Genomic DNA, 25244 nt, shown 5'->3' with positions numbered 1-25244 from the left:
TCACAGGCTCCTGTGGTCCTGATCGGTCACCGTCCACCAGGGAAGCAGCCGGTACTCGGTGGTGTCGGAGGGCTGTTCGGAGCTCCACGCGGGCGGGTCCACCATCGTGAACCGGCCGCCGACCTGGAGCGACACGATGCGCTCGCCCTGCCAGGTACGGCCGAGGCGTTGGAGCACCACGCGCTTGAGGTAGTCGCGGGCCATCGTCCCGCGCGCGCCCTTGGGGCGGTCGTCCGTCACGCTGTGCGTGGCGATGTACGTGTCCCAGGCGCGGCGCAGCATGTTCTGGTCGACGTGGCTGGGGGCCGGGTTGCCGCGGATCGTCTCGATGTCCCGGTCCGTGAGGTTGATCCACTCGCTCGCGCGGGGGCGGCCGTTCGCGGCCAGGGTGTTCACCCGGGCCCCTACGGCTTCGTTGCGCTGCATCGGGTTCGGCGCGAACAGCTTCCAGTCCTGGCCGAACTCCGGCTGGACGTAGGCGTCGACGGTGTCGTGGTGTTCCACGGTCAGGGCGTTGGGCGGGGCGACGCTCAGGAAGAGCATGCCCAGGTGCGTCACCAGGGCGCAGGCCAGCAGTGCGGCGGTGGTGGTCAGGGCGGCGACCGAGACGCGGGACCACCGGGGGGCCTCGTCCCGCGCGGGGGGCACCGGTTCGCCGTCGTCCGGGCCCGGCGGAGGCGGGGACTGCGGCGGGACCGCACTGATCGGACGTACGGCGGTGGCGTCGCTGGAGGTTTCCATCGGGTTCCTTCGGGGCGGCGGCCCGACGCGCGGGCCGCCGCTGCTTCGATCAGTTCAGCGGGCAGCTGTTCTGGACGCGTACGCCCTGGTAGTTGATGTCGGGGTGGGCGTCGCTCAGCAGGTCGGCGACCGCGTTGGTGTCGTCACCGCCGAACCACTGGGGGTTGTCGACGACATCGTGCAGGGTCGGGTTGTCCGGGGCCTGGTCTTCTCCCAGGGGGGTCAGCGTGGGCTCACGGCCGAATGCGGACTCGAAGCTGTCGTTGGGGCTGTACCCGGTGGCCACCCACGAGTCCAGGTGCTGCTCCGTCCGCCAGTAGCCGGGCGAGCACCACTGGGCGGGCGGCGGCGGCGTGGTCGTGCCGTTGGTGCCGGTCGTGCCGGTGGTTCCGGTGGTTCCGGTCGTACCGTTCGTGCCGGTGGTTCCGGTGGTTCCGGTGGTTCCGGTGGTGCCGATCAGGCCGATGAGCCCGGTCGTGCCGGTGAGCGCGACGTCTCCCAGGATCTTCGGAGCGAAGTTCACCTTCTGCGTGCAGTAGCCGAACGTGCCCTTGCAGCTGTGGCTGAGGTTGTGCTTCGACTTGTCGACGACGACGTGGTCGCCGCCCTTGTCGTGGTCTTCTCCACCGCGTACGGAGGCCACTGTCGGAACGCCGCCGCCGAGGGCCTGCGAAGCGCCGACCATACCGAGAGTCAGGGCGCCTGCCGAGACTGCGACGAGCAGTCCGCGGATGTATCGCATGCCACGTCCTTCCTTGGTGTCGGCGGGATTCGGCTCCCGCCGTAAGCCGCCCACGAAACCCCGAGCCGACGGGGACCGGGGCGCATGGCGAAGGCGTTGTCGTCTCAACGGCCCAATAAGTCGTATGCGCGGAGGTCCGAACGCCGGTCCCCGTTAACCCCTGCGCGGTTGACGGGGCACGAGACGATCCGTGCGGAGTCCCCCGCGCCTTTCCCCCGCCGCGACCACGGCGTCGGAAACCGCGCGCTCTACGCGCGTAGGGGCTAGAGTGCGGAAATGACGAGCCAGATCCCCAGCGTCCCCGCCGCGGACCAGATCCGCCGTGCCCCGAAGGTGCTGCTCCACGACCACCTCGACGGCGGACTGCGCCCCGGCACGATCATCGAACTCGCCCGGGAGCAGGGCTATCAGCAGCTCCCCGAGACGGAGCCCGACAAGCTCGGCATCTGGTTCCGCGAAGCCGCCGACTCCGGGTCCCTGGAGCGGTACCTGGAGACCTTCGCGCACACCTGCGCCGTCATGCAGACCCGTGACGCCCTCTTCCGCGTCGCCGCCGAGTGCGCCGTCGACCTCGCCGAGGACGGTGTCGTGTACGCGGAGGTGCGCTACGCCCCCGAGCAGCACCTGGAGGCCGGCCTCACCCTGGAGGAGGTCGTCGAGGCCGTCAACGAGGGCTTCCGCGAGGGCGAGCGGCAGGCCAGGGCCAACGGGCACCGCATCCGGGTCGGCGCCCTGCTCACCGCGATGCGGCACGCCGCCCGCGCCCTGGAGATCGCCGAGCTCGCCAACCGCTACCGCGACACCGGCGTCGTCGGCTTCGACATCGCGGGCGCCGAGGCCGGCTACCCGCCCACCCGCCACCTCGACGCCTTCGAGTACCTCAAGCGCGAGAACAACCACTTCACGATCCACGCGGGCGAGGCCTTCGGGCTGCCCTCCATCTGGCAGGCGCTCCAGTGGTGCGGCGCCGACCGGCTCGGGCACGGCGTCCGGATCATCGACGACATCGAGGTCGCCGACGACGGCTCGGTGACCCTCGGCCGGCTCGCCGCCTACGTCCGCGACAAGCGGATCCCGCTGGAGATGTGCCCCTCCTCCAACCTCCAGACCGGCGCCGCGGCCTCGTTCGCCGAGCACCCCATCCGTCTGCTGCGCAGGCTGCACTTCCGGGCCACGGTCAACACCGACAACCGGCTCATGAGCGGGACCAGCATGAGCCGTGAATTCGAGCTGCTGACCGAGGCATTCGATTACACGCTCGACGACATGCAGTGGTTCACGGTCAATGCGATGAAATCAGCGTTCATTCCTTTCGATGAACGCCTGGCCATGATCAACGAGGTCATCAAGCCGGGTTACGCCGAACTGAAGTCCGAATGGCTGTTCCAGCAGACCGCCACGACCAGCGAGTCTTCCCGTACGGCGGGCTGAAAACCGCCCCGTCAAGGGGAACCGAGCGGCCGGGAAAGCACGACACCCGGCCGCTTTCCGGTGTTTGCGGAGGGGTCGTTCGCTGGTTAGGTTGCAGAGCCGCTCTGCATTCCCAGGATTTCCCCGCCCGGCTTTCCCGGAAGCCCCCGGATTCCCCAAGGAAGATTTTCAGATGAAGCAGTCTGCCGCCAAGAAGCTCGGTGTCGCCGCTCTCGGTGCCGCTTTCGCCGCTGCCGCCGCCGGCACGGCCTCCGCCGCCCCGGTCGCGCCCGCCGCCCCCGACGCCCTCGGCCTGGTGACCCAGACCGTGCCGCTGGGTGACGGCCTCACCGAGCTCCCCGACGGCGCCGCCGAGTCCCTCGGCGCCGGCCAGGGCGCCCTCGGCCAGGGCCTCGACCAGGGTGTGAAGACCCTTCCGGCCGCCGCCGGCCAGGCCACCCAGAACCTCCCGCTCGACGCCGCCGCCGGTGGCCTCGGCGCCACCCCGCTGGGCGGCCTCCTCGGCGGCCTGCCGCTGCAGGGCCTGCCGCTCGGCTGACCCCGGGGCCGTACACGGCTCGTACACGGCTCTCCGTACGCCGAAGGGGCGCGCACCCGGTTTCCCGGGCACGCGCCCCTTCGGCGTGGCGTGGGTACGTCACCAGGCCGTGGTGGCCTTCCGCTCGTCCGGCAGGAAGATCCACAGGCCGAGGTAGATCAGGAACTGCGGGCCGGGCAGCAGGCAGGAGACGAGGAAGATCAGACGCATCGTGTTCGCGGAGATGCCGAAGCGCCGGGCCAGGCCCGCGCACACTCCGCCGATCACGCGTCCGTCACGAGGGCGGGTCAGTGCGGCCATGGTGGGCTCCTTCGGAGTCGGTCCGGGAGCCGCTCCGTCGGGCTCCCGATGACTCCATGGTGCCGCCGGAAGGCCGTCCGGGGCGTCGGTCTACCGGGCGATCGGGACCCTGGGAATCGTCGGGGTCGCACCCTGAGACCCCTCGTTCCGCAGCAGGGCGGAACCCCGGCCCGGACCGCTCCCTGAGGAGGAGTCCGCCCGTCCCGCGTCCGACCTGCGGCGCAGCCAGGTGCGGCCGGCCGGGACGAAGAGGAGATGCGCGAGCGCCACCCCGGCGGTGTTCAGGAGGATCGAGTCCACGTCCACGACCTGACCGGGCACGGCGGTCTGCAGAAGCTCCACGGCGAGGGACACCAGCGCGCCGGCGGCGGTCGTACGGGCGAGGGAGGCCCAGCCGGAGACCCGGAGCCGTCCGTCGGCCATCGGGAGCAGGATCCCGAGCGGGGCGAGGAGCAGCAGCCCCTCGCCGATCAGCCGGACGGCCTCGGCGGTACCGAGGGCGAGGTCGGCCCGGAGGCCGTCGAGGGGGACGATGTTCGGCGCGGTCACCCAGGCCACGTCCCGTGGGCGCAGGCTGACCCAGGCGACGAGCAGCAGATGCGCGAGGAGGAGGGCGAACCCCGCCACGCGGACGACCACGGCGGCACTGCCGCCCGAACCTTGACGCTGCACGCCCCCCAAGACGTCCCCAACAGCGGAATCGGTTCCGCCGAACCTGCACCCGGCCCCGCGCGCCCGCCACCCCCGGCCCGTTCGGGCCGCGCCCGCCGCCACCTCCGTGTGGGCAATCGTCCCGCGGGGCGGTGGGTCTGGGGCGGCGGTGCCGGGTCGGGGCTGCTGATTCAGGTTGTGGTGGGGGCCGTGGGTGGGGTGGACTCCGGGCGTTCGCGGAGTTCCGTCGTGCACCGGTAGCGCTTCGGGGCGTACGCGCCCGGCCCCCCGAGCACGACCGTCTCCCCGCCCGCCCCCGCCGAGCTCGCCGCGAACGTGCAGACCAGCTGCGACAGGGCCGTCGGCGCCAGGTCCTCCGGCTGGCGGCTCAGCCGCAGCGTGCCCGCCGGGTCGCCCTGGTGGCCGCCGCTCACCGTCAGCGGGCCGCGCACCGCCGTCGTGAACCCGGCCCGCTGCTCGCTCTCCGAGGGCTCGGCGAGCAGCTGCGCGAGCAGCCCCGACGCCGTGCGGACCGGGTCGCCGCCCGCCGTCTTCTCCTCCGGCAGCGCGCGCCGGTCCACCGCCTCCAGCTGCGAGCCGCAGACCAGGAACACCCGGACCGGCACGTCCTGCACGGCCGTGCCCGTCGTCGCCTCCTGGGTCACGCTGCACGGGACCCGGGACGGGGCCGCGCCCGCGTCCACCGGGACCGAGGTGGTCCTGATCCCGCAGCCGGTGGCCAGCGCGGTGAGCGCGACGAGCCCGGCCGTCACGGCCGTACGCCCGATGGTGCGGCGTCTCACGCTTCCTCCACCTCACCCTGGCTGCTGCGGGTCTGCACCTCACGGGTGATCCCCGAGGCGTCGAGCGGCAGCCGCAGCACGAACACCGCGCCGTCGACCGCCCCGTCCTCGCCGACCGAGTTCGCGGCGGTGATCGAACCGCCGTGGATCAGTGCGTTCTCCATGGCGATCGACAGGCCGAGCCCGCTGCCGTCGGACCGCGGCCGGGACGCGCTCGCCTTGTAGAAGCGGTCGAAGACATGCGGCAGCACCTCTTCGGGGATGCCGGGGCCGTGGTCCCGTACCGCGATGACCAGCTCGTCGTCCTCCGTACGCACCGAGACCCGCACCGGCGAGCCGCCGTGCTTCAGCGCGTTCCCGATCAGGTTCGCGAGGATCACGTCGAGCCGGCGCGGATCGAGCGGCGCCACGATGCCGCGCTCGGCGTCCAGGTCGACGGCGTCGAGCCACGCGCGCGCGTCGATGCACGCGGTGATCTGGTCGGCGATGTCCACCTCGTCGAGGACGAGCCGGGCGGTGCCCGCGTCGAAGCGGGTCACCTCCATCAGGTTCTCCACCAGGTCGTTGAGCCGCCGCGTCTCGCTGACGACCAGCGCGACCGCCGGGGCGATCATCGGGTCGAGGGAGTCCTGCTCGTCCTCCAGGACCTCCGTGACGGCCGTGAGCGCGGTCAGCGGGGTCCGCAGCTCGTGCGACATGTCGGCGACGAACCGCCGGGAGGACTCCTCCCGGGCGCTCATGTCCGCGACCTTCTTCTGCAGGGACTCGGCCGCGCTGTTGAACGTCCGGGTGAGATCGGCCAGTTCGTCGGCTCCGGTGACCCGGAGCCGGGTGTCGAGCTTGCCCTCGCCGAGCTGCTTGGCCGCCTCGCCGAGCCGGTGCACCGGCCGCAGCACGGTCGTCGCCGCGACCTGCGCGAGCAGCACGGAGCCGGCCACCGCGAGCGCCGTCGCGATCCCCAGCGACCAGGCGAGCGAGTTCAGGTCGGCCTTCTCCGCGGCCAGCGACTTGAACATGTAGCCGGCGGGTCCGCCGCCGTCGATCCGCGTCCCGCCGACCAGGTACGGCGTCCCGTTCCGCTCCGTACGCTGCCAGAACAGGTGGTACGGGTACGGGTTGGCCTCCGTCACCGGACGCTCGGTGTCCACGGCCTCGCGCAGCGAGCGCGGCACGTCGGCCAGGGTGAAGTCGTCCGGGTCCGAGGCGCCGACGATCGGCTTGCCCGCGTCCCGCTCGCCGAGCAGCAGCACCTGGTAGTTGGCGCTGCCGGTCGCCATCAGCTCCGCGGTCCGCCGCAGATCCTCCTGCGTGGGCCGCAGCGGCAGCGTCGCCGCCCGGTTCTGCATCTCCTGCCGGAAGTCGTTGAGCGCCCCGTCCTGGGTACGCGTCAGCACCGCCTCGCGATTCAGCCAGTACGCGATGCCGGAGGCGGCGACGGCCGCGGTGAGCGCGACCAGGGCGAAGACGACGACAAGACGCAGCCGCAGGCTGGAGAGACGCAGCCGCGTGACGATCCCCTTGCTCACGCAGGAACGTCCAGCCGGTAGCCGACCCCGCGCACGGTACGGATGAGCGTCGGCGAGGACGGCACGTCCTCCACCTTGGCGCGCAGCCGCTGCACACAGGCGTCGACGAGCCGCGAGTCGCCCAGGTAGTCGTGCTCCCACACCAGACGCAGCAACTGCTGCCGGGAGAGCGCCTGTCCGGGCCGGCGGCTCAGCTCCAGGAGCAGCCGCAGCTCGGTCGGGGTGAGCTGGAGGTCCTCGCCGTTCTTGGTGACCGTCATCGCGGAGCGGTCGATCACCAGCGAGCCGTAGGTCGCCGAGTCCGTCGACTCCCGTTCCCCGCGCCGCAGTACGGCCCGGATCCGGGCGTCGAGGACGCGGCCCTGGACCGGCTTGACGACGTAGTCGTCGGCTCCGGACTCCAGGCCCACGACCACGTCGATGTCGTCGCTGCGCGCGGTCAGCAGGATGATCGGCAACTGGTCCGTGCGGCGGATGCGCCGGCAGACCTCGAAGCCGTCGATGCCGGGCAGCATGACGTCGAGCACGACCAGGTCCGGCCGCTGCTCGCGCAGCAGCTGGAGGCCGTCCTCACCGGTCGCGGCGGTGGCCACCCGGTGGCCCTGCCGTGACAGGGAGAGTTCGAGGGCCGTGCGGATGGCGTCGTCGTCCTCGATCAGCAACAGAAAAGGCACGGGCGACATTCTGTCGCATTGGGCCGTCCGAGTTCGACCGCTGGGAGGCGCGCTTCTGGCCGGGCCCCTGTGACACGCCTGTGACAGTCGGCGGACAACGCCATGAAGTCCGATGGGCAAGCTTCATTGCACACAGACCGAAACACACTCCAACCGACGGGGGGCGCACGATGAACGCACTGCACAGCACCACCTCAAGCGCAGTAGTCACGCGTCTCCACGACGTCGTGCGGAGCACCGAGAAGTCCGGCGGTGTGAACGGGCGGGGGTGCGTTCGCAGTGTCGGGCGTCAGCGCAAGGCGCCGTACATGGTGGCCATCGCTGACGGGGGAGCGGCGTACGGGGAGGTCACGGGGGAGCGCAACTGCTCGGAGGCCGAGTTCACGGCCTACGTGCAGGAGCGTCGTGCCTCCCTGTACGCCACCGCCTACCACCTCACCGGTGACCGGTTCGAGGCCGAGGACCTGCTCCAGAGCGCGCTGTTCTCCACGTACCGCGCCTGGGAGCGGATCAGCGACAAGGCCGCGGTCGGCGGATACCTCCGCCGCACCATGACCAATCTGCACATCAGCGCCTGGCGCCGGCGCAAGCTCAACGAGTACCCGACCGAGGAGCTCCCGGAGACGGTGGGCGAGACGGACGCGATGCGCGGCACGGAGCTGCGCGCGGTGCTGTGGCAGGCCCTCGCCCGGCTGCCCGAGCTCCAGCGGACGATGCTGGTGCTGCGCTACTACGAGGGCCGTACCGATCCGGAGATCGCGGAGATCCTGGACATCAGTGTCGGCACGGTGAAGTCGAGCATCTGGCGGTCGCTGCGGCGACTGCGCGAGGACGAGGTGCTCAGCTTCGGCCGTGACGAGGAGGAGTCCTTCGGCGAGCTGGTGGCCTGAAGGCTGGGGGAAAGACCCACGGGGGCTACGGGGGAAACGGAGCCGTCGGGGGAGCACGGGGGAACCGTACGGGGGTACGGGGAACGGCGACGCGGGTCGTACGGGCTGGGGGGCTCGTACGGCCCGCGTCGTGTTGTCGGCTCTCAGCTCGCCGCGGGCGTGCGGTGGCGGCCCGCCGCCGCGGCTGCCAGGCGGCCCAGGGCTTCCGGCTTGGCGCAGGGGTGGGCGCCCAGTTCCGACTGGCGGGCGACGATCGCCCGCTCCGCGCGCATCAGACGCCAGCCGCGGCGCAGCAGGAACGGCACCGACTTGCGGCCCTCGCGCAGGTCGCGGGCGAGCCGGCGGCGGAAGGTCGTCGAGGGACGGCCGCGCAGGCAGAGCGCGTCGGCGAGGACGTCGAGCTCACGGCAGCGGGCCACGATCTCGGCCGCGAAGATCCCCTCCGCCACGAACAGCGGCGTCCGACCGATGTCCAGCCGCTCGTGGTCCACCCGGGAGCTGCTGGCGAGGTCGTACACGGGGACGTCGGTCCGTCCCGTACGGCACAGTTCGACGATGGCGGCGACGGCCGCGTCCGCGTCCCAGGACCCCGGGGCGTCCCAGTCGATGTCCGCGCTGCCCTCGACAAGAGGGAGGGTCGGGTCGTCGGCCTCCTTGTAGAAGTCGTCGAGGCGCAGGACCGGGAGACCGGTGACGGCGGCGAGGGACGACTTGCCGGAGCCTGAGGGGCCCGCGAGCAGGACGACACGGGTCGGGATCGATTGGGAACTCACGGGACACCAGTGTGAACCATTCCCCCGTGCGGTGGACCCCCGAGGAAGGCCGTTGGTATCGAGCATCACACCTCAACTACTGTCGGTGTCCGCTCGATCACCTTTCGGAAGGATCACCATGGCGCGTCACGCAGATACCCGGACCCCCCGCCGCAGCGCCCTGCTCAAGGCAGGGCTCACCGTCACGGCGGCGGGTGCCGCGGTGCTCGGCGCGGGCGCGGCGGCCCAGGCGGTCGCCCCGGTGCCGCTGCCCGTCGACTCGCTGACGAGGACGGACGCGGGCGCGGCCGGGGCGGGCGCCCTGACGGGCGTCACCCACGGCCTGGGCCCGCTGACCCACCTCCAGTTGGACCCGCTGGCCAACACGGGCGTCGACCCGCTCGACAACGGCCTCGGCACCCAGGTCGCCGACTTCAAGCCGGTCGGCACCAACCTCGTCACCGACCACGTCACGAAGGGCGGTGCGGTCGCCGACCTGCCGGTCGCCGGCCCGCTGACCCAGGGGCTGCTTCCCGGCTGACCGGCCGCGGGGGCTCAGTGCCGCCCGCGCCGCAGCCAGCTCAGCACCTTGCGGGGTTCGAGCAGCTTCTCGACGCCGACGCCACCGTCGTCGTACGACTCTTCGCCGTACGCCCCCGGATTCTTCAGGCGCACGCTCCACGGACCGTCCGACGACGGCAGGCGGAGGACGAGCGGGCCCGCGGGCAGGGGCACCGTCTCCTTCCGCCGGCCGATCTCGTTGACGGCGACCGTTCCGCGCTCCGGGAGGCGGGACCGGTCGTGCTGCTCGGCCAGCTCGAAGAGGTGGACGATGAAGTTGCCGTCGCCCTCGTAGTCGAAGACGACGTCGACCGGTCCTCCGGTGTACCGCAGGACGTCGGGGCCGTTGGACTTCAGCGGCTTCCCCTTCAGCCGCGGGGCGGTCGAGAGCGGCGCGACCCGCAGCCGCCACTCCCCCTCCGTATTCAGTTTCAGCCGCAGCCGCCCGTCCTCGGGGACGGTGGCGGTGACGCGGCCCCGGAAGTCGTCGATGGTGCTGTTGACCAGGTAGCGCATCGTCTGGTTGTTGCTGTCGAGGGGCCACATCCCGGTGTATCCCCGGCCGGTGACGTCGAGTTCGACCAGGACCACGCCGGGCGGGAGCCCCTCCAGGGTGATCACGTCGTTCTCGCGGCCGCGCAGCTTGCGCGGCGAGAAGTCGGAGCCGTGCCTCCACTCGCCGGTGTGAGGGTGGGGAGGCTGGGCGGGGGCTGCCGACGGGGCCGGGGCGTCGGGGGCCTCCTGGGCCGACGCCCGGGCTTCCATGGCCAGGGCCCGGATCTGGTCCGGGGTCATGTCCAGGAGCTCTTCCCGGGTCGGACGCCGAATCGGTGCCGGTGCCGGTGCCGGTGCCGGTGCGTGGGGCTGGGGCTGGGGCTGGATCTCGGGCTCGCCCTGCGCCGTCGCCAGTGCCTTGGCCTGGGCCGCGACCGGGGCGTTCGACGTGACCGGGGCGGGGGCCTGGGCCGGTGTCTCCCGCGGGTCCTCGCTCACGTCCACCCCGTGGTCCCTCGCCAGGCCCGTCAGCCCGTCGACGTACCCCTGGCCCACCGCGCGGAACTTCCAGCCGCCCGACCGGCGGTACAACTCCGCCAGGACCATCGCCGTCTCGTCGCCCGCGTCGGTCACCTCGTACGTCACGACCGTCGAGCCGTCGGGGCCGAGGACCTCCACCGAGAGGCCGTGCGCGTCCCGCAGGGCGCCCTCCTCCGTCGACGCCACGAGGAGGACGCGGGTGATCGTCTCCTCGGCGCTCGTGAGGTCGGTGTCGAGCCACACCGTCCCGTCCTCGGTCCCGGTGAGCCGTACCGCGCCCGACGTGTGCGCGGGAGCACCGTCGAACACGATGTCGGAGTCCCCCCGGACCCTGCCGTGCTCCGTCACGAGCAGCGCCGCGACGTCCACTCCGCTCCGGACGGCGACGCGCAGCGCCGCCGTCGGGACGAAGGCGTTGTTCCCCTTGATCAGTCCCCTCATCATGAACGGATCTTGCGCGCGAACGGCCCCGGGTGTCCACACCCGGGGCCGTCCGTGGGGTCCGTCCTAGTACGAGGAGCCGCTCGCGCCCAGCGAACCCGTGGGGTGCCAGACCGTCTTCGTCTCCAGGAAGGCGGTCATGCGGTCCGTGCCCGGGGACTCCGCGAAGTCCTCGGTACGGGGGCGCAGGACGCGCTTCAGGTTGTCCGCCGCCGCGATCTCCAGGTCGCGGGCGAGGTCGCCCTCGGTCGCGCCCGTCAGGTCGATCGCGTTGACGTCCTGGTGGGCCGCCAGGTGCGGGGCCATCTCGGCGGCCTTGCCCGAGAGGATGTTCACCACGCCGCCCGGCAGGTCGGAGGTGGCGAGCACCTCGCCCAGGGAGAGGGCGGGCAGCGGGGACTTCTCCGAGGCGATGACGACCGCCGTGTTGCCCGTGGCGATCACCGGGGCGATCACCGAGACCAGGCCCAGGAAGGACGAGTCCTGGGGAGCGACGACGGTGACGACGCCGGTCGGCTCGGGGGTGGAGAGGTTGAAGTACGGGCCCGCGACGGGGTTCGCGCCGCCCACGACCTGGGCGATCTTGTCCGTCCAGCCCGCGTACCAGACCCAGCGGTCGATCGCCGCGTCGACGACCACGGCGGCCTTCGACTTCGACAGGCCCTCCGCCTCCGCGACCTCGCGGACGAACTGGTCCCGGCGGCCCTCCAGCATCTCGGCGACGCGGTAGAGGACCTGACCGCGGTTGTACGCGGTCGCGCCCGCCCAGCCACCGAACGCCTTGCGCGCGGCGACGACCGCGTCACGGGCGTCCTTGCGGGAGGAGAGGGGAGCGTTGGCCAGCCACTTGCCCTTGCTGTCCTGCACTTCGTACACCCGGCCGCTCTCGGAGCGGGGGAACTTGCCCCCGACGTACAGCTTGTAGGTCTTGAAGACGTTCAGACGCGTCGTAGCAGACTCAGACATCGAGGTACGCCTCCAGGCCGTGGCGACCGCCCTCGCGGCCGAAGCCCGACTCCTTGTAGCCGCCGAAGGGCGAGGTCGGGTCGAACTTGTTGAACGTGTTGGCCCAGACGACACCGGCGCGGAGCTTGTTGGCGACCGCGAGGATGCGGGAGCCCTTCTCCGACCAGATGCCGGCGGACAGGCCGTACTGGCTGTTGTTGGCCTTCGCGACGGCCTCGTCGGGCGTACGGAAGGTCAGCACGGACAGGACAGGGCCGAAGATCTCGTCGCGGGCGACCGTGTGCGCCTGCGTGACGTTCGTGAAGAGCGTCGGGGCGAACCAGTAACCGGCCTCGGGGATGTCGCAGGCGGCGGTCCAGCGCTCGGCGCCCTCCGCCTCGCCCTGCTCCACCAGCGAGGTGATCCGCGCCAGCTGCTCCGAGGAGTTGATGGCGCCGATGTCGGTGTTCTTGTCCAGCGGGTCGCCGAGGCGGAGGGTGCTCAGGCGGCGCTTGAGGCTGTCGAGCAGCTCGTCCTGGATCGACTCCTGGACGAGGAGGCGCGAGCCCGCGCAGCAGACCTGGCCCTGGTTGAAGAAGATGCCGTTGACGATGCCCTCGACGGCCTGGTCGATGGGAGCGTCGTCGAAGACGATGTTCGCGCCCTTGCCGCCCAGCTCCAGGGTGACCTTCTTGTCCGTACCGGCGACGGACCGGGCGATGGCCTTGCCGACGGCGGTCGAACCGGTGAAGGCGACCTTGTTCACGTCCGGGTGCGCGACCAGCGCGGCGCCCGTCTCCCCGTACCCGGGAAGGATGTTGACGACGCCCTTCGGCAGCCCGGCCTGGCGGCAGATGTCCGCGAAGAACAGGGCGGTCAGCGGGGTCGTCTCGGCCGGCTTCAGGACGACCGTGTTGCCGGTCGCCAGCGCCGGGGCGATCTTCCACGCCAGCATCAGGAGGGGGAAGTTCCACGGGATGACCTGGCCCGCCACGCCCAGCGGGCGCGGGTTCGCCCCGTAGCCCGCGTGGTCGAGCTTGTCGGCCCAGCCCGCGTAGTAGAAGAAGTGCGCGGCGACCAGCGGGAGGTCCGCGTCGCGGGTCTCCTTGATCGGCTTGCCGTTGTCCAGGGTCTCCAGGACGGCCAGCTCGCGGCTGCGCTCCTGGATGATCCGGGCGATACGGAAGAGGTACTTGGCGCGCTCGGAGCCGGGCAGCGCCGACCACTTCTCGAAGGCCCTACGGGCCGCCTTCACCGCGCGGTCGACGTCCTCGGTGCCCGCCTGGGCGATCTCGGAGAGGACCTCCTCGGTGGCCGGGGAGACGGTCTTGAAGACCTTGCCGTCGGCGGCCTCGACGAACTCGCCGTCGATGAAGAGGCCGTAGTTGGGGGCGATGTCGACGACGGACCGGGACTCGGGCGCCGGTGCGTACTCGAATGCAGATGCCATGTTGATCAGTCCACCGTCACGTAATCGGGGCCGGAGTAACGGCCGGTCGCCAGCTTCTGGCGCTGCATCAGCAGGTCGTTGAGCAGGCTGGAGGCGCCGAAGCGGAACCAGTGGTTGTCCAGCCAGTCCTCACCCACGGTCTCGTTGACGAGAACCAGGAACTTGATCGCTTCCTTGGTGTTGCGGATGCCGCCGGCCGGCTTCACGCCGATCTGCACGCCGGTCTGCGCGCGGAAGTCGCGCACGGCCTCCAGCATGAGCAGGGTGTTGGCCGGGGTGGCGTTGATCGCGACCTTGCCGGTCGAGGTCTTGATGAAGTCCGCGCCGGCCATCATGCCGAGCCAGGAGGCACGCCGGATGTTGTCGTACGTGGACAGCTCGCCGGTCTCGAAGATCACCTTGAGACGGGCGCGGTCGCCGCACTCCGCCTTGATCGCGGCGATCTGCTCGAAGACCTGGAGGTAGTGGCCGGCGAGGAAGGCGCCACGGTCGATGACCATGTCGATCTCGTCGGCGCCCGCGGCGATCGCGTCCGCCGTGTCGGCGAGCTTCACGGGGAGCGCGGCCCGGCCGGCCGGGAAGGCGGTGGCGACCGAGGCGACCTTCACACCGGAGCCCGCGAGGGCGGCCTTGGCGGTGGCCACCATGTCCGGATAGACACAGACGGCGGCGGTCGTCGGGGTCGTGCGGTCGGTCGGATCGGGGCGGACGGCCTTGGCGGCGAGCGCCCGGACCTTGCCCGGGGTGTCCGCGCCTTCGAGCGTCGTCAGGTCGATCATGGAAATGGCCAGGTCGATGGCGTACGCCTTGGACGTGGTCTTGATCGAGCGGGTGCCGAGGGACGCGGCGCGCGCCTCCAGGCCGACGGCGTCGACGCCGGGCAGCCCGTGGAGGAAGCGGCGCAGCGCACCGTCGGACGCGGTCACGTCGGCGAATGCGGATGCTGCGGATGCAGTGGTGGGCATGGTCACCAGTCGAGCATATCTACGCGCGTAGCGACCTGTACAGGGGACGGGCTTCGCAGAGCGCGAGGTCACAGGTGGGGGGTCGCCGCGGTTCGGCGTGTTGGCGTGCGTCGGGAGGGTGGAGTGAGTCCTGTCACAGGCTCGTGACATGGAGTGGACGAGTCCTGAATACAAGATCATTAGATTTTTCCTCAGCAGCCGGCCAGACCTCGCCGAACCCCCGAACGGACTGAGAAAAAGCGGCATGCGACTCACTCATCCACCTGCCTGATCTCCAGGAGTCGTTATGCGCACCGCCCTTCGCACCGCGATCACCACCGCCCTCGTCGCGGGCGTCGCCCTCACCCCCGCCGTGGCGGCGGGCACCGCCTTCGCCGCCGGCGGACCGGTCACCGCCGCCCCGACGGCCACCTCGTCGGCCTCGCCCGGCGTGAGGTCCGCCGACGTCAAGCCGTCCGACGAGGTTCCGGCCGAGGCCGGCCCGGACGCCTCGGACGCGGTGGAGTCCGCGGACACGGCGGACACGGCGGATACGGCGGACACCGCGAAGGGCACCCTCGTCCGTACCGAGACCCTCATGACCGGCACCGTCGCCAAGATCTACAAGGTCAAGGAGCAGAACCACCGCGCCGAGCTCTTCCGCGAGGGCCACCCGGTCGGCGCCCTGGAGGCGATCACCCGCTCCGTCGCGGGCCAGGACAACGGCGAGTTCTTCGTCCTGAACCCGGACGGCACCACCCACAACTGGGCCGGCAACGTCGCCGGCCCGAAGCCCGGCACCTACCGGCTCGCCGACGGGACCGTCGTCCAGCTCGACAAGAAGGACGGCCGCTTCGGCCTCCAGCTGATCGAGAACGGCAAGGGGCGTGGCTACACCTACGTGACCGGCGTCCGCTCCGTGTGGACCTTCGGCAGGGCCGTCGTGGTCCTGGAGCAGGACGGCCGGTTCGCCGCGTACATCCCCGGTTCGTCGAAGCAGGGCGCCCCGCAGCCGGTCGCCGCGGGCGGCGCGTCGCAGGCCAAGCCGTCGACCGAGCCCACCACCGGGGGCGTCGTCGTCCTCGGCAAGTGCACGGTCAGCCGGACGGTCAGCATCGGCGCGGGCACCAAGGCCGAGCTGTTCATGACCCGGCAGGGTCCGCTGGCCGAGTTCAGCACCCCCGACGACAACGGCCGGGACCAGGTCTTCGCGATGGTCGACCGGGCGCACCCGTCGCTGCCGAAGAGCGTCGGCTTCGTCGGCCGGATCATCGACCCGAAGAGCGCCACGCCGTCGCTCTACACCCAGGTCGAGGGCGGCGTGGGCGCCAAGGGTGCCACGCACGCCTTCCCGAAGCTCCCGAAGGGCTGCACGTTCGAGACGGTTCCGGGTAACACCTCGAACGGCGCGACCGGGACGGGGACCGGCACCACCGGCACCACGGGCGTCACCACCAACACCGGCCAGACCTCCGTCATCCCCAAGGGCGGGGTCGCCGCAGGTGCCGAGCTCGGCACCGGGGGCGACGACACCGCCCTGCTCGCGGCCGGCGCCGGGGCCTCGATCGCCGCGGCCGGTCTGGGCTTCGTGGTCCTGCGCCGCCGGTCCGCCGCCGCTGCCCGCGTCTGACCCGCACCCGGCACCACCCGCCTCGCGCCACCCACACCCCGCACCACCCGCACCACCCCGACTCCCTGCCCCTTGACCCGAGCGGGAGCAACACCCCACCCCCGGCCGGTCGCCGCGTCCCGCGCGGCGGCCGGCCGGACCCCGTCCGGCGTTTGCCGTCCGCCGAATCCCGCCCGGAGCCCGCCCGTGAACCGCCGCCGTCACCCCGCCCGTATCGCCCCCGTCGTCCTCGTGGCCGCTCTCGCCGCCCTCGCCGCGCTCACCGGTTGCTCGGCCGGGGGCGGGCAGCAGGCCGCCACCCCGCCCGCGCGGATCTCCGAGGCCACCGCCGCCCCCACGCCGACCGTGAGCCCCGCTCCCGTCCGCCCGCTGGCCCGCTCCCTGCCCGTGCGGGTACGGGTCCCCGCCGCCGGGGTCGACACCGGCCCGACCGGGCCCGTCCTGGAGCTCGGACTGGCCGCCGACGGCACCGTCGAGGTGCCCTCGGTCGCGGACGCCGACCGGATCGGCTGGTACGACAAGGGCGTCACGCCCGGCCAGCCCGGCCCCGCCGTCCTCATCGGGCACTTCGACACCGCCCGCGGCCCCGCCGTACTGAAGAACGTCTCCAAGGTCGGGGTCGGCGACGAGATCACCGTGACCCGGGCCGACGGCACCACCGCGGTCTTCCGGGTCAGGGAGCTGGAGCAGGTCGACAAGGACACCTTCCCGACGGCCAAGGTGTACGGCGACACCGACCGCCCCGAGCTGCGCCTCATCACCTGCGGCGGCGAGCTGGTCGACGGCCACCGCCCCGACAACATCATTCTGTACGCGGATCTCGTGGCCACGCGGGCCGCCTGAGCCCCCACCGGCCCCCTGAGGCAGAATCGGCCCATGACGACCCCCGAGCCGACCCCCGAGCCCAGCCACGAGCCGAGCCGCGAGTCGACCCCCGAGCAGCCGTCCGCGGGGCAGCAGCCCGCGGGCGGGGAGTTCCCCGACCGCGTCTTCCGGTCGCCCCTCGGGATCGCGAGCGGGGTGTTCCTGCTGGTCCTCGCGGCTCTGTTCGCCGGTGACGTGCTGTTCCGCGGCGAGGGCCGGTCGCCCTGGCTCGCGCTCGCGGGCCTCCTCCTCGCCGCGCCGCTGATCGTCGCCTTCACGATCCGGCCCGCCGTGTACGCCAACGACGACCGGCTCCGGATCCGCAACCCGTTCCGGTCGATCACGCTGCCCTGGTCGACGGTCGCCGACGTCCGCGCCGGCTACTCCAGCGAGGTCTTCACCCAGGACGGCGCCAAGTACCAGCTGTGGGCCATCCCCGTCTCCCTGCGCAAGCGCAAGAACGCGGCCCGCCGCGCCTCCCGCGCCTCCCAGGACGATCCGCACGGCCGTACCCCGGTCACCGCCGACGTACGGGACAGCGCGTCGCGCACCGCGCCCACCGACCGGACCATCGCCGATCTGCGGGAACTCGCCGAGCGCCGCGCCGGCACCCCGGGCGCGCGGGGCGAGGCCCGGGTGCGCTGGGCGTACGAGATCGTCGGCCCCGCGGCGGCCGGGCTGCTGCTCCTGGTGATCCTGCTCGCGACGGGCTGACCCTGCTCGCGACGGGCTGACCTTGCTCGCGACGGGCTGACCTTGCTCGCGACGGGCTGACCCTTCGCAGAATCGACACGTCCACCGCCGGCGCGGGGCGCTGATCTGGTCAGACTGTCCTGTTCCCGATGGGTCGTCCGCGCTGCCGGTGTCCAAGGGGCAACCTCCGGGTGAAGCGTGCAACCCCGCAATTGGTTTAGCACCCAACAGTCACCCCGGTCTCAATAGATTGCGCTTGCCGAGACTGTGGGGGTGGGGGCGATGACCAAGGACACCGGTGTGTCCGGGACGCGTTGTCTGGTCGACATGGGGCCCGACGGACGCTACGGATGGCGGCTCGTCACGCAGAACGGGAGGGTCGTCGCGCGGTCGGGGGTCTGCTACGACGACCACGCCGGGTGCCGGGAGGCCTTCACGGCCCTCTGCGTCGGACACGCGGACATGGCCGGCGGCGTGCAGCACACCGCCGGCGGCAACGGCTGGGTGTGGCTGCTGCGCGACGCCGAGGGACGGACAGCCGCCCTCTCCGGCCGCTCCTACGAGCGCCATTCCACCTGCCGCACCGCCTATGCGCGGTTCCGTTCGCTGCTTGCCGCGGAGGGCCCCAGATGGGCCCCAACTGCCTTACCGTGAACGGAAGTTGCCCCGCGCACGCCCCTCGTTCACGTCGAGTGGAACACATGTCCACCGGGCGGGACTTACGTCCTTCCCGTGACGACCGAGACCCTTGACCCGCCGCCCGGACCGCCGTCCGGCAGACCACCGGCAGGCGCGCCGGCGGACACCCCGCCCGATGCGCCGAGACGGCTCCACGCCGACCCCGGCCTTCCCGACCGGGTGTTCCGAGCCGTCGCCCGCACCGGCGGCGGCTTCGTCCTCGCGGTCATGCTTCTCGTCGGCGGCTTCCTGCTCCTCCGCGCCTGGCAGGCCCTCGACCGCGCCGGATTCTCCTTCCTCACCACCGAGAACTGGGAGCCCGACGCCGGCCGGTTCGGCATCGCGTCCGTCCTCCTCGGCACCGTCCTGATCGCCCTCGTCGCGATCGTCGTGGCCGTGCCGCTCGCCACCGGAGCCGCGCTCTACATCTCCGAGTACGCGGCGCCCCGGCTGCGCCGCACCCTGATCTCCACCGTCGACCTGATGGCCGCCGTGCCCTCGGTCGTCTACGGCCTGTGGGGCGTCTTCTGGCTGGAGGAGTCGATCCTCCCGATCGCCCGCTGGATCGCCACGTACTTCGGCTGGATCCCGTTCCTCCGCGTCGACGGCGCCGACCCCGACGATCCGCTGGCCCCGCCCACCGTCTACACCTCGTCGACCTTCGTCGCCGGTCTCGTCGTCGCGATGATGGTCGCGCCGATCATCTGCTCGATCATGCGCGAGGTCTTCTCCCAGGCCCCCGCGGGCGAACGCGAGGGCGCGTACGCGCTCGGCGCCACCCGCTGGGGCATGATCCGCAGCGTCGTCCTGCCCTTCGGCAAGGGCGGCATGATCGGCGGCACCATGCTCGGCCTCGGCCGCGCCCTCGGCGAGACCATCGCCGTCTACATGGTCATCTCGCAGGTCTTCACCATCCAGTGGCACGTCCTGCAGACCGGCACCAGCTCGGTGTCCTCACTCATCGCCCTGCGCTACGGCGAAGCCACGCCCTTCGGCATGTCCGCCCTGATGGCGGCCGGCTTCGCCCTCTTCGTCATGACCCTGATCGTCAACTTCGCCGCCTCGTCCATCGTCGCGCGCAGTCGCTCCGGCGCCACCAGCGACGCCTGAGGGCCTGTCTGGCAACAGCCCATGCTCTCCTCAAGGGGGACCCGAACCCGATGACCATCGCCCCGGAGCGGCCGACGCTGCGACCGCCCACCGAGAAGGCCCCGCCGCCCCCCGGACCCGAACGCCGCCGCACCACCGGCACCACCCGCGCCTCCGACGTGTACGCGCTGCTCGGCGCCGCGGCCGCCTCGCTCGCCCTCACCTGGCTCCTCTTCGCCCGCCTGCTGCCCTTCAGCGGCGCCGTCGGCTTCGTGATCGTCGCGTACGTCCTCTTCGTCGGGCTGTACGCGCTGCTCGTCTCCTTCGACGAGGACGGGCCCGCCGTGTGGGACCGGATCGCCGGCGTCGTCGTCCGCAGCCTCGGTCTGCTGCTCCTCGCCGTCCTCGTCTTCGTCGTCGCCTTCACGCTCTGGGAGGGCCGCAAGGCCCTCGTCCACCTCAACTTCTTCACCGAGGACATGAGCCTGGCGGGACCCCTGGAACCGCTCGACGTCGGCGGCATCCTGCACGCCGTCGTCGGCACCCTCGAACAGGTCGGCATCGCGCTCGCGATCACCGTTCCCACCGGCATCGTCTGCGCCATCTTCCTCACCGAGGTGCCCGGCCCCTTCGCGCGTCTGGTCCGCACGATCGTCGAGGCCATGACGGCGCTGCCCTCGATCGTCGCGGGACTCTTCATCTACGCGACCGTCATCCTGGCCCTGGGCACCGAGCGCTCCGGCCTCGCCGCCTCGCTCGCCCTCTCCGTGATGATGCTCCCGATCATCATCCGCGCCTCCGACGTCGTCATCCGGCTCGTCCCGGGCACGCTGCGGGAGGCCTCGTACGCCATGGGGTCCTCGCGCTGGCGCACGGTCTGGCACGTCGTCCTGCCGACCGCCCGCTCGGGGCTGACCACGGCCGTGATCCTCGGCACCGCGCGCGGGGTGGGGGAGACCTCGCCCGTGCTGCTGACCGCCGGGTTCACCGCCGAACTGAACGCCCTGCCGACCTCCGGCGCGCAGGTCTCCCTGCCGCTCGCCACCTTCGAGCTCGTCAAGTCGCCCGAACCGAACATGATCGCCCGCGGTTTCGGCACCGCCGCCGTCCTCATGCTGCTCGTCCTGCTCCTCTTCGTCCTCGCGCGGATCGCGGGCGGACGCGGACCCGGGCAGCTGGCGAAGCGCCAGGAGCGGCGCAGGGCCCTCGCGTCCCGGCAGGACGCGGCCCGGTGGGTCTCCTCCGCGGCTTCCGCCTCCCCGACCGGAGGCACGTCCGCCGGGGCCTCCGCCGGGGCCTCCGCCGGGCCCTCCGCCGAGCCCGCCGCCCGATCCGTACCTCCGAGGAGTACGCCGTGAGATCCGCCGCCCCGCTCGCCCGCACCGCCCTGGGGCTCGCCGCAGCCCTGTGCGCGGTGCTCGCCCTGCTCGTCCATCCGCCTGCCGCAGAGGCCGCCGGATACACCAAGATCACCGGCTCCGGATCCACCTGGAGCTCCAACGCCGTCGAGCAGTGGCGCCGAAACATCGGCGCCAACGTCGGCCTCACGGTCAACTTCAACGCCAACGGCTCCTCGCAGGGCCGCGAGCAGTTCAAGAACGGCACCGTCGACTTCGCCGTCTCCGAGATCCCGTACGGCCTCAACGACGGCGGCGCCACCGACGTGCCGCCGCGCCGCGGCTACGCATACATGCCGATCGTCGCCGGCGGCACCGCCTTCATGTACAACCTGCGGATCGGCGGCCGCCAGGTCACCAACCTGCGTCTCTCCGGGCCCGTCCTCGCGAAGATCTTCACCGGGCAGCTGACCATGTGGAACGCGCCGGAGATCAAGGCCGACAACCCCGGCCTGAACCTCCCCGCCCGCCGTATCGTCCCCGTGGTCCGCTCCGACGGCTCGGGCACGACGGCCCAGTTCACCACCTGGCTCGCCAAGGAGAACGGCTCCGTCTGGGACGACTACTGCCGTCGCGCCGGCCGTTCGACCCCCTGCGGCATGACCTCGTACTTCCCGGTCGTGCCCGGCACCACCACCGTCGCCAAGTCCGGCTCGCTCGGCGTCTCCGCGCACGTCCGCCAGCCGCAGGGCGAGGGCGCCATCACGTACGTCGAGTACTCGTACGCGATCAACGCGCACTTCCCGGTCGTCAAGGTGCTCAACCGCTCCGGCTACTACGTCGAGCCGACCGCCCAGGCCGTCGCCGTCGCCCTGCTCAAGGCCCGGATCAACCCCGACCGGAACTCGACGAACTACCTGACCCAGATCCTCGACGACGTCTACCGCTCCGACGACAACCGCAGCTATCCGCTGTCCAGCTACAGCTACATGGTCGTCCCCACCAGCGAGACCGCCCCGCACACCAAGGACAAGGGCCGCTCGCTCGGCACCTTCGCCCGCTACTTCCTCTGCGAGGGCCAGCAGCAGGCCGAGGAGCTCGGCTACTCGCCGCTCCCCAGGAACCTCGTGCAGGCGGGCTTCGACCAGGTCCGCCGGATACCCGGCGCGCCGACCGGAGCGGTCGACCTGTCCGACTGCCGCAACCCCACCTTCTCGGCGGACGGCACCAACACCCTCGCCAAGAACGCGCCGCGGCCGAAGGCCTGCGACAAGCGCGGTCCGACGCAGTGCGGTGACGGCACGGGCGGCGCCAAGGGCACGAACACGCAGGTGAACAACGGCGGTTCGACCGGCTCCGGCTCCTCCACGGGCGGCTCGACCGGCGGCAGCGGGAACGGCTCGGGCTCGGGCGGCACCGGCGGCTCGACCGGCTCCGGCTCCAACGGATCGGGCGCCACCGGCGGTTCGGGCAGCGGTGGTACGGGCGGGGCCACCGGCTCCGGCACCACCTCCGGCACCGGCAACGGCGGTTCCACCACCGGCGGCACGGGCGGCGGTACGGGCTCCGGCGGCGGCGCGGCCACCGGCGGAGCCACGGGCGGCGGAGCAGTCGACCCCGACACCGGCGAGGTCATCGGCGACGGCGGTACGGGCGGCGGCACCGGCGGCGGCCAGGACTCCGGCGGCAACCAGATCGTCGGCACCCCGGTCACCCTCGCCGCCGACACGGGCGGCGGTCTGCGCGGCATCCTCATGGCCCTCTCCGCCTTCCTGCTCCTCGCCACCGTCATCGCGCCGCCCCTCGTCGGCCGCGCGCTCGCGGCCCGCGCCGAACGACACGGAGGGGCGCGATGAGGCCGACGTTCACCCGGAGGGCCGGACTCGGGGCGCTCCTCGCCGCCGTGCTGCTCGCCCTCGTCCCGCTGCCGCAGGACACGCCCGCGGTGGCGGCGACCGACCCGTCCGAGAGCTCGGCGCTGACGAAGCGCGGCACCAAGGGGCCGTACGACGACTTCTCGAAGCTGGAGGTGACGGTCCACCAGACGAAGAACCTCCGGGGGCAGGGGGTGCGCGTCACATGGAAGGGCGGGAAGCAGACGTACAGCAAGAAGACCGACTTCCTCCAGATCATGCAGTGCTGGGGTGACGACCCGGCAGGCCCGAAGCGGGAGCAGTGCCAGTTCGGTGCCGCGCCCGCCGCTCTCGACTTCGGGCAGTTCGTCCTGCAGCGGGTGATCGCGGTCGGCTCGGACCCGCAGGAGAAGGAGTACGACGAGCTGATTCCGGCCCCGGGGCTTCCGGGGCAGACGACCTCCCCGTTCGTCCCCTTCACCCCGGTCTCGGGCCCACCGACGAAGACGTCCACCGACTGGACCTACTTCAGCAACAACGACACCAACGAGGAGTCCTTCGCCGTCACCCAGCCCGACGGGACGGGTGAGGTGGGCTTCAACCTGCAGTCGACCCGGGAGGCTCCGCACCTCGGCTGCGGCGATCCGATCGGTACGGGTGCGGACGTACGAGGCCGGAAGTGCTGGCTCGTCGTGGTGCCCCGCGGCTCCCGCGACCCGGACGGAACCGCCAACAACGGCAGCCTGCAGTCCTCACCGCTCACCACCACCAACTGGAACCAGCGCATCACCTTCCCCCTCGAATTCCTGCCCGTCGGCGACCCCTGCCCCACGGACAAGGCCGAGCGCCGGATGACCGGCTCCGAGCTGGTCACGGAAGCCGTCACCTCCTGGCAGGCGGCCCTGTGCGCGAGCGGCTCCACCCGCTTCACCTTCTCCCAGCGGGGAGAGGAGCTGGCCCGGTCGAGCCTGCTCTCCCCGACCGCCACCTCGCCCGGCCTCGGTTTCACCGTCGAACCCGTGGAAGGCGGGGAGAAGGCCGGCTTCGTCCACGCACCCGTGGCCGTCAGCGCGCTGACCGTCGGCTTCTTCTGGGAGGCCGACGGCATCGGACTCGTGAAGGACCTGCGGCTGAACCCACGGCTCCTCGCGAAGCTGCTCACGCTGTCCTACCCCTATGACGTCCGGGTGGGCACGTGGGGCATCGACCCCCTGGAGCACCTGAAGGGCAATCCGGTCTCCATCGTCCGCGATCCGGAGTTCCTGAAGCTGAATCCGCAATTCGAGGAGTTCCGGCCGGCGGAACTGAGCTACCCCGGTGGAATTCTCCTTTCCGCCGAACGGGCCGACACCGCGAAGGTCGTCTGGGACTATCTGCGGAGCAACGCGGACGCGCGTTCCTTCCTCGAAGGGAAACCGGACCCCTGGGGAATGAAGATGAATCCCCACTACAAGAGTCTTGGAATAGTCGAATCCGGTCTCTACGAGTTCCCGAAGGCCGACCCGACGGAGACGGAACTCCTGCTGTCGGGGAAGTCCATCACCTACGGGGTGATCGACCGCTCGCCGTACGCCGGCGATTTCCACGACGCCGCCCGGTGGACCCGCAGGGGCACCAACAACACCAAGTACGAGGTCGCCGAGGACACCGCGACGGGCGGGCTCAAGCTCGTCGCCCCGCCGGTCCTTCCGGGCAGCCGGCGCGCCTACGGCATCATCGACTCCTCCTCGGCGACCCGCTATCAGCTCCAGACGGCGGCCCTGGCCGACGCCGACGGCACCTACGTCCGGCCCACCACCCCGTCCCTGCTCAAGGCGGTGGAACAGTTCAAGGACTCGTCCGTCCCGGGGGTCCTCGTCCCCGACCCGGCGCGCGCCAGGAACGGCGCCTATCCGCTGACGGTGGTCACCTATGCCGCCGCCTCCACCAGCCTCCCCGCGGACGTCCGCAAGGACTACGCGCGCGTGCTGCGGTACGCGGCGGGCCCGGGGCAGAAACAGGGCACCGCCCCCGGTGAGCTGCCCCTCGGCTACGCACCCATGCCCGCGAAGCTGAAGGACCGGGCCGCCGCGGCGGCCGACCGTCTGGAGCGCGGGGCGCCGACCGGACCGGGTTCCACCACCGGCGGCACGACCGGCGGTGCGGGCGGTGCGAGCGGAGGCTCGGACTCCGGCGGCGGCCAGGGGGTGAGCGGCACGACAGGGGCCGTGGGCTCCGGCTCCGGCGGCTCCGGCGCCTCCGGTTCCGCCGGCCAGGGCCCGGGCGGCAGCGGGTCCGCGAGCGGCGGAACGGACACCGGCGGATCGTCGGGGGCGCCGTCCTCCGCCGCGCCGCCGCCGGCCTCCGGCGGCGCCACGAACGGCTCCGGCGGCGCACCGGGGGAGAAGCTCGCCGACACCGGCAGCACCCCCTCCCAGGTGCTCGGCGTCATCCGCTGGGTTCTTCTCTCGGTCCTGGTCGTCGGCGGCATCGCCGGTATCGCGGGACCCGCGATCCTGGCCGCCGCCGGCCGCCGCCGGATTCCCTCGGATTCACCTAGGACAGGAATTCGTAACCTGAAGAGCGGCTGAACGTGGTGGCCGCCCGCGCCGCCCGTACGGAATTGTTGTTCCCGGCCGCTCGACGGACCGGCCGGTTGAAGAATCCGGATTTTGCTTGTGCGTCCATTCCATGACA

At 71.9% G+C, this 25244-nt stretch carries 24 protein-coding genes; 12 read left to right on the top strand and 12 right to left on the bottom strand.

What is annotated here, in order from left to right; translation table 11 throughout:
• Both N5875_RS14890 and N5875_RS14885 read right to left on the bottom strand, forming a co-directional pair.
• Entirely contained in the window at positions 1-741 is a 741-nt protein-coding gene (locus tag N5875_RS14890; protein WP_318208838.1) for a DUF5819 family protein, read from the bottom strand.
• A 49-nt stretch (positions 742-790) separates the two neighbouring features.
• On the bottom strand, positions 791-1483 hold the full coding sequence (locus N5875_RS14885; protein WP_338494268.1) for a hypothetical protein: 693 nt from the start codon (positions 1481-1483) through the stop codon (positions 791-793).
• A 276-nt stretch (positions 1484-1759) separates the two neighbouring features.
• Here N5875_RS14885 and N5875_RS14880 point away from each other — a divergent pair, with 276 nt between their 5' ends.
• On the top strand, positions 1760-2914 hold the full coding sequence (locus N5875_RS14880; RefSeq protein ID WP_338494266.1) for an adenosine deaminase: 1155 nt from the start codon (positions 1760-1762) through the stop codon (positions 2912-2914).
• A 172-nt stretch (positions 2915-3086) separates the two neighbouring features.
• Complete coding sequence (locus N5875_RS14875; RefSeq protein WP_338494264.1) at positions 3087-3452, top strand: hypothetical protein; 366 nt, start codon at positions 3087-3089, stop codon at positions 3450-3452.
• A gap of 99 nt (positions 3453-3551) precedes the next feature.
• On the opposite strand, the gene N5875_RS14870 is transcribed toward N5875_RS14875, so the two are convergent.
• The 5 genes from N5875_RS14870 to afsQ1 form a co-directional block, all read right to left on the bottom strand.
• Positions 3552-3752: a PspC domain-containing protein gene (locus tag N5875_RS14870; RefSeq protein WP_266968634.1), complete on the bottom strand. Its 201-nt coding sequence runs from the start codon at positions 3750-3752 to the stop codon at positions 3552-3554.
• Positions 3753-3842: 90 nt separating this feature from the next.
• Positions 3843-4424 (bottom strand): VanZ family protein, encoded by a 582-nt coding sequence (locus N5875_RS14865; RefSeq protein WP_318208842.1) that lies wholly within the window; start codon positions 4422-4424, stop codon positions 3843-3845.
• A 170-nt stretch (positions 4425-4594) separates the two neighbouring features.
• Positions 4595-5206: a hypothetical protein gene (locus N5875_RS14860; protein WP_338494260.1), complete on the bottom strand. Its 612-nt coding sequence runs from the start codon at positions 5204-5206 to the stop codon at positions 4595-4597.
• Positions 5203-6732: a HAMP domain-containing sensor histidine kinase gene (locus N5875_RS14855; RefSeq protein ID WP_318208844.1), complete on the bottom strand. Its 1530-nt coding sequence runs from the start codon at positions 6730-6732 to the stop codon at positions 5203-5205. The genes N5875_RS14860 and N5875_RS14855 overlap by 4 nt, the downstream gene beginning before the upstream one ends.
• On the bottom strand, positions 6729-7406 hold the full coding sequence (gene afsQ1 / locus N5875_RS14850; RefSeq protein WP_017239746.1) for a two-component system response regulator AfsQ1: 678 nt from the start codon (positions 7404-7406) through the stop codon (positions 6729-6731). The genes N5875_RS14855 and afsQ1 overlap by 4 nt, the downstream gene beginning before the upstream one ends.
• A gap of 170 nt (positions 7407-7576) precedes the next feature.
• Here afsQ1 and N5875_RS14845 point away from each other — a divergent pair, with 170 nt between their 5' ends.
• A complete protein-coding gene (locus N5875_RS14845) occupies positions 7577-8296 on the top strand; it encodes a SigE family RNA polymerase sigma factor (RefSeq protein ID WP_318208845.1) in 720 nt (239 codons plus the stop codon).
• A gap of 143 nt (positions 8297-8439) precedes the next feature.
• Here N5875_RS14845 and N5875_RS14840 read toward each other — a convergent pair whose 3' ends face one another.
• Positions 8440-9135, bottom strand: coding sequence for an ATP-binding protein (locus tag N5875_RS14840; RefSeq protein WP_318208846.1), 696 nt, complete (start codon positions 9133-9135; stop codon positions 8440-8442).
• 52 nt (positions 9136-9187) lie between these two features.
• On the opposite strand from N5875_RS14840, the gene N5875_RS14835 reads away from it, so the two are divergent.
• Positions 9188-9589 (top strand): hypothetical protein, encoded by a 402-nt coding sequence (locus N5875_RS14835; protein WP_338494251.1) that lies wholly within the window; start codon positions 9188-9190, stop codon positions 9587-9589.
• Positions 9590-9603: 14 nt separating this feature from the next.
• Here N5875_RS14835 and N5875_RS14830 read toward each other — a convergent pair whose 3' ends face one another.
• The 4 genes from N5875_RS14830 to deoC all read right to left on the bottom strand — a co-directional run bounded on the left by N5875_RS14830 (position 9604) and on the right by deoC (position 14445).
• Entirely contained in the window at positions 9604-11088 is a 1485-nt protein-coding gene (locus N5875_RS14830) for a TerD family protein (RefSeq protein ID WP_338494250.1), read from the bottom strand.
• A gap of 63 nt (positions 11089-11151) precedes the next feature.
• On the bottom strand, positions 11152-12051 hold the full coding sequence (locus tag N5875_RS14825) for an aldehyde dehydrogenase family protein (protein WP_318208849.1): 900 nt from the start codon (positions 12049-12051) through the stop codon (positions 11152-11154).
• Complete coding sequence (locus tag N5875_RS14820; RefSeq protein ID WP_318208850.1) at positions 12044-13480, bottom strand: aldehyde dehydrogenase family protein; 1437 nt, start codon at positions 13478-13480, stop codon at positions 12044-12046. The genes N5875_RS14825 and N5875_RS14820 overlap by 8 nt, the downstream gene beginning before the upstream one ends.
• A 5-nt stretch (positions 13481-13485) precedes the next feature.
• A complete protein-coding gene (deoC, locus tag N5875_RS14815; RefSeq protein ID WP_338494247.1) occupies positions 13486-14445 on the bottom strand; it encodes a deoxyribose-phosphate aldolase in 960 nt (319 codons plus the stop codon).
• A gap of 286 nt (positions 14446-14731) precedes the next feature.
• Between deoC and N5875_RS14810 the strand changes: the two genes are divergently transcribed.
• From N5875_RS14810 to N5875_RS14775, 8 genes are all read left to right on the top strand, one after another.
• Positions 14732-16054 (top strand): hypothetical protein, encoded by a 1323-nt coding sequence (locus N5875_RS14810; protein WP_338494245.1) that lies wholly within the window; start codon positions 14732-14734, stop codon positions 16052-16054.
• 186 nt (positions 16055-16240) lie between these two features.
• Positions 16241-16897 (top strand): class F sortase, encoded by a 657-nt coding sequence (locus N5875_RS14805; protein ID WP_338494243.1) that lies wholly within the window; start codon positions 16241-16243, stop codon positions 16895-16897.
• A gap of 33 nt (positions 16898-16930) precedes the next feature.
• Positions 16931-17632 (top strand): PH domain-containing protein, encoded by a 702-nt coding sequence (locus N5875_RS14800; RefSeq protein ID WP_318208853.1) that lies wholly within the window; start codon positions 16931-16933, stop codon positions 17630-17632.
• A 261-nt stretch (positions 17633-17893) separates the two neighbouring features.
• Complete coding sequence (locus tag N5875_RS14795) at positions 17894-18265, top strand: hypothetical protein (protein WP_338494241.1); 372 nt, start codon at positions 17894-17896, stop codon at positions 18263-18265.
• A 78-nt stretch (positions 18266-18343) separates the two neighbouring features.
• The gene (gene pstC / locus N5875_RS14790; protein ID WP_338494239.1) at positions 18344-19399 is read left to right on the top strand and encodes a phosphate ABC transporter permease subunit PstC; all 1056 of its coding nucleotides are present in this window, start codon (positions 18344-18346) and stop codon (positions 19397-19399) included.
• Between the two features lie 50 nt (positions 19400-19449).
• Positions 19450-20736, top strand: coding sequence for a phosphate ABC transporter permease PstA (gene pstA, locus N5875_RS14785; RefSeq protein WP_338494238.1), 1287 nt, complete (start codon positions 19450-19452; stop codon positions 20734-20736).
• Positions 20733-22571: a phosphate ABC transporter substrate-binding protein PstS gene (gene pstS / locus N5875_RS14780; protein WP_338494236.1), complete on the top strand. Its 1839-nt coding sequence runs from the start codon at positions 20733-20735 to the stop codon at positions 22569-22571. The genes pstA and pstS overlap by 4 nt, the downstream gene beginning before the upstream one ends.
• Complete coding sequence (locus N5875_RS14775; protein WP_338494234.1) at positions 22568-25138, top strand: hypothetical protein; 2571 nt, start codon at positions 22568-22570, stop codon at positions 25136-25138. The genes pstS and N5875_RS14775 overlap by 4 nt, the downstream gene beginning before the upstream one ends.
• Positions 25139-25244 lie beyond the last annotated feature (106 nt).

The organism is Streptomyces sp. SJL17-4, from assembly GCF_036826855.1.
In the GTDB taxonomy this organism is placed as follows: domain Bacteria; phylum Actinomycetota; class Actinomycetes; order Streptomycetales; family Streptomycetaceae; genus Streptomyces.
This window is presented reverse-complemented; position numbering and strand designations above follow the sequence as displayed.

Excerpts from the sequence above, each read along its gene's own strand:
- N5875_RS14800 (WP_318208853.1), top strand. The coding sequence starts at position 16,931 with ATGACGACCCCCGAGCCGACCCCCGAGCCCAGCCACGAGCCGAGCCGC.
- N5875_RS14875 (WP_338494264.1), top strand. The coding sequence starts at position 3,087 with ATGAAGCAGTCTGCCGCCAAGAAGCTCGGTGTCGCCGCTCTCGGTGCC.
- N5875_RS14775 (WP_338494234.1), top strand. The coding sequence starts at position 22,568 with ATGAGGCCGACGTTCACCCGGAGGGCCGGACTCGGGGCGCTCCTCGCC.
- N5875_RS14835 (WP_338494251.1), top strand. The coding sequence starts at position 9,188 with ATGGCGCGTCACGCAGATACCCGGACCCCCCGCCGCAGCGCCCTGCTC.
- N5875_RS14870 (WP_266968634.1), bottom strand. The coding sequence starts at position 3,752 with ATGGCCGCACTGACCCGCCCTCGTGACGGACGCGTGATCGGCGGAGTG.
- N5875_RS14830 (WP_338494250.1), bottom strand. The coding sequence starts at position 11,088 with ATGATGAGGGGACTGATCAAGGGGAACAACGCCTTCGTCCCGACGGCG.
- N5875_RS14890 (WP_318208838.1), bottom strand. The coding sequence starts at position 741 with ATGGAAACCTCCAGCGACGCCACCGCCGTACGTCCGATCAGTGCGGTC.
- N5875_RS14825 (WP_318208849.1), bottom strand. The coding sequence starts at position 12,051 with ATGTCTGAGTCTGCTACGACGCGTCTGAACGTCTTCAAGACCTACAAG.
- N5875_RS14880 (WP_338494266.1), top strand. The coding sequence starts at position 1,760 with ATGACGAGCCAGATCCCCAGCGTCCCCGCCGCGGACCAGATCCGCCGT.
- N5875_RS14820 (WP_318208850.1), bottom strand. The coding sequence starts at position 13,480 with ATGGCATCTGCATTCGAGTACGCACCGGCGCCCGAGTCCCGGTCCGTC.
- N5875_RS14810 (WP_338494245.1), top strand. The coding sequence starts at position 14,732 with ATGCGCACCGCCCTTCGCACCGCGATCACCACCGCCCTCGTCGCGGGC.
- N5875_RS14795 (WP_338494241.1), top strand. The coding sequence starts at position 17,894 with ATGACCAAGGACACCGGTGTGTCCGGGACGCGTTGTCTGGTCGACATG.
- N5875_RS14845 (WP_318208845.1), top strand. The coding sequence starts at position 7,577 with ATGAACGCACTGCACAGCACCACCTCAAGCGCAGTAGTCACGCGTCTC.
- N5875_RS14840 (WP_318208846.1), bottom strand. The coding sequence starts at position 9,135 with ATGCTCGATACCAACGGCCTTCCTCGGGGGTCCACCGCACGGGGGAAT.
- N5875_RS14885 (WP_338494268.1), bottom strand. The coding sequence starts at position 1,483 with ATGCGATACATCCGCGGACTGCTCGTCGCAGTCTCGGCAGGCGCCCTG.
- pstA (WP_338494238.1), top strand. The coding sequence starts at position 19,450 with ATGACCATCGCCCCGGAGCGGCCGACGCTGCGACCGCCCACCGAGAAG.
- deoC (WP_338494247.1), bottom strand. The coding sequence starts at position 14,445 with ATGCCCACCACTGCATCCGCAGCATCCGCATTCGCCGACGTGACCGCG.